9 protein-coding genes are annotated in these 12,914 nt (G+C 63.5%); 4 read left to right on the top strand and 5 right to left on the bottom strand.

What is annotated here, in order from left to right:
• The first annotated feature begins 35 nt into the window (after nt 1-35).
• Nucleotides 36-1,610, top strand: coding sequence for an alkaline phosphatase D family protein (locus NKJ80_RS13100; RefSeq protein WP_352497688.1), 1,575 nt, complete (start codon nt 36-38; stop codon nt 1,608-1,610).
• Nucleotides 1,611-1,656: 46 nt separating this feature from the next.
• Here the strand turns inward: NKJ80_RS13100 and NKJ80_RS13095 are convergent, their stop codons facing one another.
• The gene (locus NKJ80_RS13095) at nt 1,657-1,935 is read right to left on the bottom strand and encodes a hypothetical protein (RefSeq protein ID WP_352497687.1); all 279 of its coding nucleotides are present in this window, start codon (nt 1,933-1,935) and stop codon (nt 1,657-1,659) included.
• Between the two features lie 197 nt (nt 1,936-2,132).
• Between NKJ80_RS13095 and typA the strand changes: the two genes are divergently transcribed.
• Nucleotides 2,133-3,962 carry a translational GTPase TypA gene (gene typA / locus NKJ80_RS13090; protein ID WP_352497686.1) on the top strand — a complete coding sequence of 610 codons (1,830 nt, stop codon included), beginning with the start codon at nt 2,133-2,135 and terminating at the stop codon, nt 3,960-3,962.
• Between the two features lie 59 nt (nt 3,963-4,021).
• Here the strand turns inward: typA and NKJ80_RS13085 are convergent, their stop codons facing one another.
• Complete coding sequence (locus NKJ80_RS13085; protein WP_352497685.1) at nt 4,022-4,648, bottom strand: DUF1062 domain-containing protein; 627 nt, start codon at nt 4,646-4,648, stop codon at nt 4,022-4,024.
• A 342-nt stretch (nt 4,649-4,990) separates the two neighbouring features.
• Nucleotides 4,991-6,025 carry an L-idonate 5-dehydrogenase gene (locus NKJ80_RS13080; protein ID WP_023830137.1) on the bottom strand — a complete coding sequence of 345 codons (1,035 nt, stop codon included), beginning with the start codon at nt 6,023-6,025 and terminating at the stop codon, nt 4,991-4,993.
• Between the two features lie 141 nt (nt 6,026-6,166).
• On the opposite strand from NKJ80_RS13080, the gene NKJ80_RS13075 reads away from it, so the two are divergent.
• Nucleotides 6,167-6,781, top strand: coding sequence for a LysE family translocator (locus tag NKJ80_RS13075; protein ID WP_352497684.1), 615 nt, complete (start codon nt 6,167-6,169; stop codon nt 6,779-6,781).
• Between the two features lie 25 nt (nt 6,782-6,806).
• Here NKJ80_RS13075 and NKJ80_RS13070 read toward each other — a convergent pair whose 3' ends face one another.
• Nucleotides 6,807-7,247 carry a hypothetical protein gene (locus NKJ80_RS13070; RefSeq protein ID WP_023736823.1) on the bottom strand — a complete coding sequence of 147 codons (441 nt, stop codon included), beginning with the start codon at nt 7,245-7,247 and terminating at the stop codon, nt 6,807-6,809.
• Between the two features lie 3 nt (nt 7,248-7,250).
• Nucleotides 7,251-7,814, bottom strand: coding sequence for a peroxidase-related enzyme (locus NKJ80_RS13065; protein WP_352497683.1), 564 nt, complete (start codon nt 7,812-7,814; stop codon nt 7,251-7,253).
• Nucleotides 7,815-7,945: 131 nt separating this feature from the next.
• Here NKJ80_RS13065 and NKJ80_RS13060 point away from each other — a divergent pair, with 131 nt between their 5' ends.
• Nucleotides 7,946-12,736, top strand: a complete 4,791-nt coding sequence (locus NKJ80_RS13060; protein WP_352497682.1) for an NAD-glutamate dehydrogenase — start codon at nt 7,946-7,948, stop codon at nt 12,734-12,736.
• Nucleotides 12,737-12,914: the final 178 nt, after the last annotated feature.

Below are 12,914 nucleotides of genomic sequence, written 5' to 3'. Positions count from 1 at the left end.
TTGCTGGCACCGTTCGAAGCCATCAGGAGACAGCCATGAACAAGATCTCGTTGACCCGCCGCGCTTTCGTCACCTCTGCCAGCGCCGCCGGTCTGCTCGGCGCATCGGGGCTCGCTTTGCCCTATTATTCGCGCGCCAGCCAGCGCCCGGCCTTCACCCATGGCGTCCAGTCCGGCGATGTCGATGCCTCGAGCGGCATGGTGTGGACGCGCACCGACCGGCCTTCGCGCGTCATGTTCGAAGTGTCGTCGACGGAAAACTTCGCCAATGCGACGCGGCTGGCGCCGCTCGATACCTCGCCGGCCAGCGACTTCACGGTCAAGCGCCTGCTTACCGACCTCGCCTCCGACCAGGATATCTTCTACCGGATGACTGCCGCCGACCTGTCGGATATCAACGCCGTTTCCGAACCGATCGTCGGCCGTTTCCGCACAGCACCCGCCTCGAAGCGCGACATAAAATTCGCCTGGTCGGGCGACACGGCCGGCCAGGGCTGGGGAATCGATGAGACCGGCATGAAAACCTACGCCACCATCGCCAGGCACACGCCGGATTTCTTCCTGCATTCCGGCGACACCATCTATGCCGATGGCGCCATGAAGGACGAGGTAGACCTGCCTGGCGGCGGCAAGTGGAAAAACGTCGTCCTGATCGACGGCAAGCGCAAGGTGGCCGAGACGCTGGATGAGTACCGCGACCAGTGGAAATACAACATGATGGACAAAAACGTTCTGGCCTTGAGCGCCATCTGCCCGACCTTCTACCAGTGGGACGATCACGAGGTGCTGAACAACTGGTCGGATTCGAAGAATCTCGGCGCCGACAGCCGCTACACCGAAAAATCCATCTATGTGCTCGCGGCGCGTGCGGCGCGCGCCTTCCATGAGATGACGACGATCCGCTACGAGCCGTCCGAGCCCGGCCGCGTCTACCGCAAGATCGCGCATGGGCCGCTGCTCGACGTGTTCTTCCTCGACATGCGCTCCTATCGCGGCCCGAACGGCCCCGACATGCAGGAGGACATGACGCCGCAGTCACGCATGCTGGGCGAACAGCAGACGAAATGGCTGAAGCGCGAGCTGACGAATTCCAGGGCGACCTGGAAGATCATTGCCGCCGACATGCCGCTCGGCCTCGTCGTCTGGGACGACGGCGCCAAGAAGGTCGGCGCGGAAGCCATCAGCAATGGCGACAATGGCCTGCCCAAAGGCCGCGAGCTCGAGATCGCCGACCTGTTGCGCTACATCAAGACTGCCGGCATCACCAACACGGTCTGGTTGACCGCCGATGTCCACTACACGGCGGCGCACTATTACAACCCCGACAAGGCGCGGTTCCAGGATTTCAATCCTTTCTGGGAATTCGTCTCGGGCCCGATCCACGCCGGTACCTTCGGTCCCAATGATTTCGACATGACCTTCGGCCCGGAGCTGAAATTCATCAAGGCGCCGACCACCGAACAGGGCCAGAACCTGCCACCCTCGGCCGGCCTGCAGTTCTTTGGCCTGGTGGACATTTCAGGGGCGACAGAGCAGCTGACCGTGCGGCTGATGGATCGCGACGACATCGAGCTTTACAAGGTGACGCTCGATCCGGTGCGGTCGGCGTAAGCCTTTGGGTCGGTGCGAAGGATCGCTATGCCTGGAATGGCAGCCGTCAGTCCGGGTAGCAAACCGTCGGAATCTTCGGCCACACCGCGCTGTCGCAGCCTGCAACCTGCTGCCTCTGCTTGAAAGAGGCGCTGACCGGGCCGGTGACCACGGGGTCGACGCCATCAGGGGCGTCGGCAAACATCTGCTCGGCCGTCCGGTCGGACGACGAAGCCGGATTGGCTTCCTTCACCGTGGCGGCCGATTGAGCGGCATTGGCCGCCAGCAGGGCAGCAAATGCGACCGAAGCGATGAGTGGCCAAAATCGGTTGAGTTTGTCGGTCATGAATTTCGAACTACCCGGGCCCAGAAAGGTTCCCGCCTTGGTTAACAAAACCATCTCACACCGAGATGCTTAAGATTTGATGAGTATTTGGTGGTGCGCCTCCTCTTTCGCAATTGCGAAAAACCCTGTATGAGCCGCGCAACCGAAAGAGGCGGCGCCTTTTGGCCTGCTGCCTGCAACGCTCCCGAGACCACAAAATGAAAATTCGTAATATCGCGATCATCGCGCACGTCGACCATGGAAAAACCACCCTCGTCGACCAATTGCTGCGGCAATCCGGTTCCTTCCGCGACAATCAGCGCGTCGCCGAGCGCGCCATGGATTCCAACGACCTCGAAAAGGAACGCGGCATCACCATCCTGGCGAAGGCGACCTCGGTCGACTGGAAGGACACCCGCATCAACATCGTAGACACCCCCGGCCACGCCGATTTCGGAGGTGAGGTCGAGCGCATCCTGTCGATGGTGGATTCGGCGATCGTGCTGGTCGACGCGGCCGAAGGCCCGATGCCGCAGACCAAGTTCGTCGTCGGCAAGGCGCTCAAGGTCGGCCTGAAGCCGATCGTCGTCATCAACAAGATCGACCGTCCGGACGCCCGCCACGTCGAAGTGGTCAACGAGGTGTTCGACCTGTTTGCAGCGCTTGACGCCACCGACGAGCAGCTCGACTTCCCGATCCTCTACGGTTCTGGCCGCGATGGCTGGGTCTCGGAAAATCCGGAAGGCCGGAAGGACCAGGGCCTGGCGCCGCTGTTCGACCTCGTCATCAAGCATGTGCCGGAGCCGACCGTTCATCCCGGCCCGTTCCGCATGATCGGCACCATCCTGGAAGCCAATCCGTTCCTCGGCCGCATCATTACCGGCCGTATCGAGAGCGGCACGCTGAAGTCCAACCAGGCGGTCAAGGTGCTCCACCATGACGGCACGCAGATCGAAACCGGGCGCATCTCCAAGATCCTCGCGTTCCGTGGCCTCGAGCGCCAGCCGATCGAAGAGGCGCAGGCGGGTGACATCGTCGCCATTGCCGGCCTGTCCAAAGGCACCGTCGCCGACACGTTCTGCGACCTGGCGGTGACCGAGGCGTTGCATGCGCAACCGATCGATCCGCCAACCGTGACCATGTCTTTCCTGGTCAACGATTCGCCGCTCGCCGGCACTGAAGGCGACAAGGTGACCAGCCGCGTCATCCGCGACCGCCTGCTGCGCGAAGCCGAAGGCAATGTCGCGCTCAAGATCGAGGAATCGCCCGACAAGGATTCGTTCTTCGTTTCCGGCCGCGGCGAATTGCAGCTGGCCGTGCTGATCGAGACGATGCGCCGCGAAGGCTTTGAAATCGCCGTGTCGCGTCCGCGCGTCGTCATGCAGAAGGGCGAGAACGGTGAATTGCTGGAGCCGGTCGAGGAAGTCGTCATCGACGTCGACGAGGAGCACGCCGGCATCGTCGTGCAGAAGATGTCGGAGCGCAAGGCCGAGATGGTCGAGCTGCGGCCTTCGGGCGGCAACCGTCAGCGCATCGTCTTCCACGCGCCGACGCGCGGACTGATCGGCTACCAGTCGGAACTGTTGACCGACACGCGCGGCACCGCCGTGATGAACCGGCTGTTCCACGCCTACCAGCCCTACAAGGGCGAACTGCCGGGCCGCACCAACGGCGTGCTGATCTCCAACGAACAGGGCGAGGCAGTGGCCTATGCCATGTGGAACCTCGAAGACCGCGGCCCGATGATCATCGACCCGGGCGTCAAGGTCTATCAGGGCATGATCATCGGCATCCATAGCCGTGACAACGACCTCGAAGTGAACGTGCTGAAGGGCAAGAAGCTGACCAACATCCGCGCCGCCGGCAAGGACGAGGCGGTGAAGCTGACGCCGCCGATCCGCATGACGCTGGAGCGCGCGCTGGCCTGGATCCAGGACGACGAGCTGGTCGAGGTGACGCCGAAGACCATCCGCCTGCGCAAGCTCTATCTCGACCCGAACGAGCGCAAGCGCTTCGAGAAGTCGGCCAAGGTTGTGGGCGCGGCGTAATCGTCTGATTGTCTAAATTCGAGAGGGGCGAAGCACCGATGTGCTTCGCCCTATTTCGATTATCTGCTCGCCCTTGAGATGATGGTTTCTCGGTCGGCTTCGCCGGAGAGATCAATTCGCACGATCGTGCCATCGCGAGCCGGCTTGCGCAAAGCCCTGGCGCCTTCGGAAACGACAAACAGCAATCGTTTCTCCTCCAGCGCCTGAAGCCTTGATCGGGAGATGCCGAGTTCGCCGGCGAGCAGACGGTCGAGCCGCAGCGATGTCGGCATTTCCAGCCCAAGCCTGATTTCAAGCGCGGCTGCGGGTCGGCCTTCGCCGCCGAGCCGGTGTTTGTGAACGGCGACATCGGGAAACTCCTCGACGCGGCCGACCCGGTTTCGCAAAGCCACGACATCGAAGGCATGGCGGCGGGCGAGGGCCGGATCGTTGCTTTCGAGCGCTGCCAGCAGCGCGGGTTCGATGTCGCGGCGGTTGCAGCGTTCGAAAATGCCGAAATTCCACGAATTGTCGCAGTCGATGCAGCGATAGATCAGCCAGACATCAATGCGTTTGCCATTGGCGTTGACGCGGAATTTGTCGCTGCAGCGATAGGCTTTCACGGCGCCGCAGCGGTTGCAGTGGATCAGGGGTCGAGGTGCGATTTCGGGCGCGATTGCCCAGTGGATAGCGAGATGTTGGGACAAGCCGGAAGACCTTCCAGTGTGGAAGTTCTTCAGGTCGGCAATGGCGAGATGCCCATGCGGGCACGGCGTGGCGAGAGCTAGCTATGTCGGAAATCAGCTGTCACGGGCGGCAAAGCGCGCGACAACGGTTCAGCAGTGCCAAACCGGTCTCGAACCGCCGCCTGAGGAACACGTGAAATGGAGCAGGCACCGCTTAATGCGGCGCCCTGCCAAGCGTGATCAGGGGAGTTGGCGAGACCGGCGGTTACTGAGGCAAAATGAAGCTCGAAATGGATGTCGGGACGGCTCTTCTAGCGGCAAGATGCCGAGCGGGCAAGGTTAATAGCGGGTGTCTCGCCATGCTCAGGCGAAGGCGATCTGTACCTTCATCGATTTGTTGCGGTCGCCGGCGATCTCGAAGGCCGCAACCGCCTCGTCCATCGGATAGATGCCGGTCAGCAGCGGCTTGACGTCGACGCGACGGTTGTTGATCAGATCGACGGCCAGCGCGAACTCGTCGTGGAAACGGAAGGAGCCGCGCATTTCGATCTCCTTGGCGACGATGAGATTCTGAGGCAGCGACATGTCGCCGCCTAGGCCGAGCTGCACGAGCACCCCGCGCGGCTTCAGCACATCGAGCCCGGCTCGCACCGCGCGCTCATTGCCGGAGCATTCGAACATGACGTCGAAACTGCCCTTCTCGACATTGTAGCCAGCGAGCTTGTCGGCATCTGTGGCGACATTGATGGTGCGGTCGGCGCCGATCTCGTTGGCCTTGGCCAGAACCGCGTCCATGACATCGGTGACGACGATCTCACGCGCGCCGTGGACACGTGCGGCAAGGATGCTGAGCGCACCGATCGGCCCGCAGCCCGTGACCAAGACCCGCTTGCCGAGCAGCGAGCCGGCGCGGTTGACGGCATGCAGCGTTACCGCGAACGGCTCGGCAAAGGCGGCTTCGTTGATGGAGACATAGTCGGCGATCTTGTGGCACTGCCAAGCCTCGGCGACGAGGCGCTGGCGGAAGGCCCCCTGTATGTGCGGCATCGGCATGGCGCTGCCGTAGAATCGCATGTCGAGGCATTGGTTCTGCACGCCCTGCAGGCAGTAGCGGCACGCATTGCAGGGCCGGCTGGGCGAAATCGCGACGCGGTCGCCGACCACGAGGCTGGAGACGCCGGCGCCAAGCGCCTTCACCGTGCCGGCGACCTCATGTCCGAGGATCATCGGCTCGCGCAGGCGCACCACGCCGAAGCCGCCATGGTTGTAGTAGTGCAGGTCCGAGCCGCAGATGCCGCCGGCCTCGACCGATATTTCGACCTGTCCGGCGCCAGGCGCGCCCGAATCGGTCTCTTCGATGCGCAGGTCTTTTGCGGCGTGGATGACGATTGATTTCACGGCCGCGATCCTTTCTCAAACCGCTGGCACGGGCAAGTCCGATCTCCGAAATGTGTCGCGTTCGTTGGCCCATCAGGCAGAGGGGTGCCAAATTGACGCCGACCGGATATCGTTTGCCATCCAACGCTCGAAGGCTCCGTCATGCACCTCACTTCGCTCCTGATCTTCGCCGCCGCCTTGTTCGTCGCTGCCGGTTCGCCCGGCCCGTCGATCGCCGCACTTGTTGCCCGCGTCATCTCGAAAGGCTTTCGCGACGTGTTCCCGTTCCTGCTTGCCATGTGGATCGGCGAGGGCATCTGGCTGTCGCTGGCGGTGTTCGGGTTGGCGGTCGTGGCGCAGACGTTTCACTTCGCCTTCGTCGTCGTGAAATGGGTGGGCGTCGCCTACCTCGCTTACCTCGCCTGGAAGATGTGGACGGCGCCGGTCGACACTAAAGAAGGCGAGATGCCGCGTGAGGACTCGCCGGCAAAATTGTTCTTTGCCGGCATGGCGGTGACGCTCGGCAACCCCAAGATCATGATGTTTTATCTGGCGCTGCTGCCGACGATCATCGACCTCGCTTCGGTCAGCATCGTCGGCTGGGTCGAACTGACGGCGACGATGGCGGTTGTGCTCATCGCCATCGATCTCGCCTGGGTGATCGCGGCGTCACAGGCGCGCAAACTGTTGAAGAGCAAGCGTGCGATGAAGATCGCCAACCGCATCAGCGCCACGACGATGGCCGGCGCTGCCGGGGCCATCGCGGCGCGATCCTGACCGCCTTTCTATGGGAACCTCAAAGCTAGACTTTGTCCAATAGATCCATGCTATCAGACGTGCCAACTTTCCAGCCGGCGAAGCATCCCAAAACGCCACAGGCCGCGCATCGTACGCCAACATACAGCCAGCGAACGCCGTCACGTTCCGGGTAGATGGAAAACCCGACGCCGATGTTTGCAGCTTCGGAGCCGCACTCGGTGCACGCCCATCGTTCCGGCTGGGCTTCGTCCCAAAATTCCGCACTGTCGCAGATAAGATGCTCGGATCCGCAGACCGTGCACGTTCGTCGCGCCACACCCTCGTCATCGTCGGCATCGAGGAGAAACGAGATGGAACCGCACTTGCAGCGGGCGAGCCTGAAGTCATGAACCTCGGCGTTGTCGGCGCCATAGGCTTCCAAGTATTCTCCGATGTCAGTGGGCTCGCTGCCAACCCACCACTTGCCTGACGTATCTATCGTCATTGGTCACCTCGCCATGGCGTGGTATTCGTCGTTCGGGCGCATGTCGATGGCCGCCGCCACGCGGTTCGACATGTTGAAGAAGGCGGCGGTCGAGGCGATGTCCCAGATGTCGCGGTTGGTGAAGCCGGCGTTGCGCAGTGCTTCCCTGTCCGCCTCGACGATCTTTGCCGGCTCTTCCGTCAGCTTGACGGCGAATTCGAGCATCGCCGTCTGTTTCGGTGAAAGATTGGCAGCGCGGAAGTTCATCACCATCATCTCGCCGAGAGCCGGATCGCCGGAGAGCTGGCGCACCGCCGCGCCATGCGCGGTCAGGCAATAATAGCAATGGTTGATCGAGGAGACGACGACCGCGATCATCTCCCGTTCCAGCTTCGACAGGCCGGATTCACCCAGCATCAGATCATTGTAGGTTTCGGTAAAGGCGCGCAGCTTCTTCTCGTCGAAGGCATAGGCAAGAAGCACGTTGGGAACCAGGCCGAGCTTTTCCTCGCATTTGGCGAAATAGGCTTTTGTCGCCTCGCTCAGTTCCGCGATACCCAAGTCAAGTGCGCTGATTTTGCCGGACATGGGGTCTTCCTCCTCGTTCACCGCCGCCTGACCGTCGAATTCCTGTAATTCTTATCGAGCCGTCAAACCTTTGTCGCCAAACAGCGGTCATCTGCTACCATAGTCGTAAAAGCATGTGACGGGAGGACAACATGGCGAGCGTGAAATCCGCAGCTAAGCCGAAGAAAACAGCCACTGCCGGGGTGAAACCCGACGGGAAGCCGGCCAGGCTCGCCGACTATCTGCTGGCCCGCGCGCCGGCCGAAGACATTGCCGCCTATGACGCCGCCGACCTGGAGCGAGCCGCCGACCTGGCAGGACGTGCGGTCGCCGCCCACAAGAAGGGCCAAAGTGTCGTCGCCGTCGATGCCGGGTCGGGCGTCTCCCGCGAGGGCCGCCCGATGACGATCATCACCGTCGTCAACGACAACATGCCGTTCCTGTTCGATTCGATCCTCGGCGAGATCACAGAAACTGCCGGCGAACCGACTTTGGTCACCCATCCGGTCATCGTCGTGCGTCACGGCAAGGCCGGCGTCGACGAGATCCTCGGCGACGGCAGCGCCCTCAAGGACGATGGCAATCACGACCGCCTGAGCGTCGTCCATGTCCATATTCCGCGCCTGACGGCGGAGCAGGCCGACGCGCTGGCCGACCGCCTGCGCAAGATGCTCAACCAGGTGCGCGCCGCCGTCAGCGACTGGAAGCCGATGCTCGCCCGTCTCGACCAGGCGATTTCCGAATTCCGCTATTCCGCCGTGCCGCTCGACAAGAAGAGCGTTGCCGAGGCCATCGCCTTCCTTGAATGGCTGCGCGACGACAATTTCACTTTCCTTGGCATGCGCGAGTTCAAATATTCCGGCGGCGCGGAGAGCGGCAATCTAGAGCGCGCCGACAAACCCGGTCTCGGCATCCTCGCCGACCCGGATGTGCTGGTGCTCCGGCGCGGCACCGAGGCGGTGACGACGACGCCCGAAATCCGCGCCTTCCTGCATGGGCCGGAGCCGCTGATCGTCACCAAGGCCAACGCCAAGTCGCTGGTGCACCGCCGCATTTATCTCGATTATATCGGCGTCAAAACCTACACCGCCAAGGGCACGCTTGCCGGCGAGTTGCGCATGGTCGGCCTGTTCACCTCGACCGCCTACACGCGCTCGGTGATGAAAATCCCGTATCTGAGGTCAAAGGCCGAGACCATCATCGCCAAGTCCGGCTTCGACCGGCACGACCATTCCGGCAAGGCACTGATCAACGTTCTGGAGAGCTATCCGCGCGACGAACTGTTCCAGGTGCCGGTGCCGATCCTGAAGAAGCACGCCGCGGCCATTCTCGGCCTGGTCGAGCGGCCGCGGGTGCGGGCGCTGGTGCGCGCCGACCAGTTCGACCGCTTCGTATCGATCCTCGTCTTCGTGCCGCGCGACCGCTATGACAGCGTCGTGCGCGAGAAGATCGGCACCTATCTCAAGACCGTCTTCGAAGGCCGTTTGTCGGCTTATTATCCTGCGTTTCCGGAAGGCGGGCTGGCACGTGTGCATTTCATCATCGGCCGCTCGGGCGGCAAGACGCCGAAGGTCGAGCAGGCGGTGATCGAAGCGGCGATCCGCGATATCGTGCGAACCTGGGACGACGCGCTGGCCGAAGCCGCGGAAGCCGTCGGCGGCGATCCATCGCTGAAGGCGATCGCCGCGCGTCTGCCTGAGAGCTATCGCGATTCCTTCAGCGCGGCCGTCGCGCTGAAGGATGCGGGGCGCATCGCCGGCATCAGCACCGCCAACCCGATCGCCATCGACTATTACCGCCATGCCGAGCAGAAACCGCATCAGGCAGCGCTGAAGATCTACCACCACGGCAGCCCGGTAGCGCTGTCGCGTCGCGTGCCTGTGCTGGAAAACATCGGCTTCCGCGTCATCAGCGAGCGCACCTTCGAGGTTGGCGAGGACGGCGGCGACACCGTCTTCGTCCACGACATGGAGCTGGAGAACAGCTACGGCAAGCCGATCGACCTCAGCGATGGCGGCGCGCTGTTCGAGGACGCTTTCCTGTCGGTCTGGCGCGGCGACATCGACAATGACAGCTATAACGGGCTTGCCCAGACCGCCGGCCTGTGGTCGGGCGAAGTCAGCATTCTGCGCGCCTATGGCCGCTACCTGCAGCAAGCCGGTATCCCGCAGAGCCAGGATTTCATCGCGGCCGCGCTCAACCGCTATCCCGACATTGCGCGCGGCCTGCATGCACTGTTCGTCGCTCGTCTCGGCCCGACCGCCGAGACGGAAGGCGTCGTCGCCGCCAAGCACCTCAAGGCCAAGATCAAGGACGCGCTGGAGGAAGTCCCCAACATCGATGACGACACCATCATCCGCCGCTATCTCAACCTGATCGAAGCCTCGTTGCGCACCAATCATTTCGTTGCGGGAACGAAGGCGCGGGGCCAGTCGCTGGCGATCAAGCTGGACTCGCAAGCGGTCGATGGCCTGCCGGCGCCGAGGCCGTGGCGCGAGATCTTCGTCTATGGGTCCGAGGTCGAGGGCGTGCATCTGCGCTTCGGCCCGGTTGCGCGCGGCGGCCTGCGCTGGTCGGACCGCGCCCAGGATTACCGCACCGAGGTGCTCGGCCTGGTCAAGGCGCAGCAGGTCAAGAACGCCGTCATAGTGCCGGTCGGCGCCAAGGGCGGCTTCTATCCGAAGAAGCTGCCGATGAGCGCCGGCCGCGACGCCATCTTCGAGGCCGGCACCTCGGCCTACAAGAATTTCGTTTCCAGCCTGCTGTCGATCACCGACAATATCGGCCTCGATGGCGTCATACCCCCAGCCGGCGTCGTCAGGCGCGATCCTGACGACCCCTACTTTGTCGTCGCCGCCGACAAGGGCACGGCAACCTTCTCCGACACCGCCAATGCCATTTCGGAGAAACACGGTTTCTGGCTCGACGATGCCTTCGCCAGCGGCGGCTCGGCCGGTTACGACCACAAGAAGATGGGCATCACCGCCAAAGGCGCCTGGGAAGCGGTCAAGCGGCATTTCCGCGAGATCAACCGCGACATCCAGGCCACCCCCTTCACCGTCGTCGGCGTCGGCGACATGTCGGGAGACGTGTTCGGCAACGGCATGCTGCTGTCGCCGCAGACCAGGCTGATCGCCGCCTTCGACCATCGCGACATCTTCATCGATCCCGATCCAGACAGAGTGGCGTCGATGGCCGAGCGCGAGCGCATGTTCGCGCTGCCGCGTTCGTCCTGGCAGGACTATGACAAGACCAAACTGTCGGAAGGCGGCGTCATCGTCTCGCGCAGCCAGAAGTCGATCACGCTGCCTGCGGCAGCGGCGGCGGCGATTGGCCTCGCCAAGACCACCGCGACCCCGGCCGAGATCATGACTGCCATCCTCAAGGCGAACGTCGACCTTCTGTGGTTCGGCGGCATCGGCACGTATTTACGGGCCTCGGGCGAAACCAATGCCGAAGTCGGCGACCGCGCCAATGACGCCATCCGCATCACCGCGCTCGATGTGCGGGCCAAAGTGATCGGCGAGGGCGCCAATCTCGGCGTCACGCAGCGCGCCCGCATCGAGTTCGGTCTCGCCGGCGGCCGCTGCAACTCCGACGCCATCGACAATTCTGGCGGCGTCAACTGCTCCGACGTCGAGGTCAACATCAAGATCGCGCTGGCGTCCGCCATGCGCAAGGGATCGCTGACCCGGCCGGCGCGCAACAAGCTGCTGGCCGAGATGACCGACGAGGTCGCCGGCCTCGTGCTGTCCAACAATTACGAACAGACGCTCGCGCTCTCCATCGCCCGCAAGCGCGGCCTTGCCGACATCGCGCACCAGAGCCGGTTCATGGCGGCGCTGGAGGCTCGGGGCCTGCTCGACCGCGCTGTCGAGACGCTGCCGTCGCCGGCCGCCCTTGCCGAGCGCGAGGCGCGTGGCGAGCCGCTGACCCGGGCGGAGCTTGGCGTGCTGCTCGCCTATGCCAAGATCGTGCTGTTTTCCGACATCGTCGCCAGCGACGTGCCTGACGACGCGCATTTCGACCGCGATCTGATGGGCTATTTCCCTGACCGGATGGCGAAGAAATATGCGGCCGAGATCCATGGCCACCGGCTGCGCCGCGAAATCATCGCCCGCGTCGTCGCCAACGATCTCGTCAATCGCGGCGGACCGTCATTCGTCAACCGGCTGCAGGAAGCCACGGGGCGCAGCGCGGCCGACGTGGTGCGCACCTTCGCCGTGGTGCGCGACGGCTTCGCGTTGCCGGCGCTCTATCAGGAGATCGATGCGCTGGACAGCCACATCGACGGCCAGGCGCAGCTCGATCTCTACCAGTCCGTCAGCCGGCTTATCTTCGTGACCAGCGGCTGGTATCTGAAGAACGATGCCGGCACCGCAGCGCTCGGCCAGCGCATTGCCGAACTGCAAGAGGCGCGCATGGCGCTGGAGCCGAAGCTGCTCTCGCTGCTACCGGCCTTCTCGCGCGAGCGGGTCGAGGAGAGGCGGTATGGCCTGTTCAAGGCCGGCGCCCCCGAAAAGCTCGCCGGGCAGCTGGCAATGGCCGATGTGGCGGGACTGATCCCCGACATCGCACTGACGGCGCGCACGGCCAATGCCGACGTCGTCGCCTCGGCCAAGGCGTTCTTCGCCGTCAGCGATGCCTTCCGCATTCCGCGCGTCGAAGAGGCGGCGCGTTCAATCACGCCGTCGGACTATTACGACCAGCTGGCGCTGTCGCGCGCCACCGACACGATCGGCGCGGCGCGGCGCGGCATTGCGGTGGCGGCTCTCGCCGGCCATGCCGGGACGGCGGATCCTGTGGCGGCCTGGCTGGAAGCCGGAGGCGAGCGCGTGGCGCGCATCCGCGAGCGGCTGCAGGCGCTGACCGAAGGCGGGGATATCACCGTGTCCAGGCTGTCGGTGGCTTCGGGGCTGATGAGCGATCTGACGGGGATGTGAACATCTCCGAAACGCCGGCGCCGCCCTCATTGCCCTGCCTGGCATTTCTCTCCGTATAGTGACGAGGAGAAAGGGCGGGCCGTAGCCTTGGCGCCCTTGTTGCAACGCTGGCGACTAGCGAAATCATCGATGAGAGCAACCCTCTCCCCGTCACTATTCGGGGAGAGGATGCTGGCAG

This window comes from Mesorhizobium sp. M0030, assembly GCF_040323695.1.
Lineage (GTDB): Bacteria > Pseudomonadota > Alphaproteobacteria > Rhizobiales > Rhizobiaceae > Mesorhizobium.
The sequence above is the reverse complement of the archived record's forward strand: the minus strand, read 5'-3'. Positions and strand labels throughout refer to the sequence as shown.

What these genes read in the sequence shown, in the direction of transcription:
- NKJ80_RS13100 (WP_352497688.1), top strand. Translation starts at nt 36, where the DNA reads ATGAACAAGATCTCGTTGACCCGCCGCGCTTTCGTCACCTCTGCCAGC.
- NKJ80_RS13095 (WP_352497687.1), bottom strand. Translation starts at nt 1,935, where the DNA reads ATGACCGACAAACTCAACCGATTTTGGCCACTCATCGCTTCGGTCGCA.
- typA (WP_352497686.1), top strand. Translation starts at nt 2,133, where the DNA reads ATGAAAATTCGTAATATCGCGATCATCGCGCACGTCGACCATGGAAAA.
- NKJ80_RS13075 (WP_352497684.1), top strand. Translation starts at nt 6,167, where the DNA reads ATGCACCTCACTTCGCTCCTGATCTTCGCCGCCGCCTTGTTCGTCGCT.
- NKJ80_RS13070 (WP_023736823.1), bottom strand. Translation starts at nt 7,247, where the DNA reads ATGACGATAGATACGTCAGGCAAGTGGTGGGTTGGCAGCGAGCCCACT.
- NKJ80_RS13065 (WP_352497683.1), bottom strand. Translation starts at nt 7,814, where the DNA reads ATGTCCGGCAAAATCAGCGCACTTGACTTGGGTATCGCGGAACTGAGC.
- NKJ80_RS13060 (WP_352497682.1), top strand. Translation starts at nt 7,946, where the DNA reads ATGGCGAGCGTGAAATCCGCAGCTAAGCCGAAGAAAACAGCCACTGCC.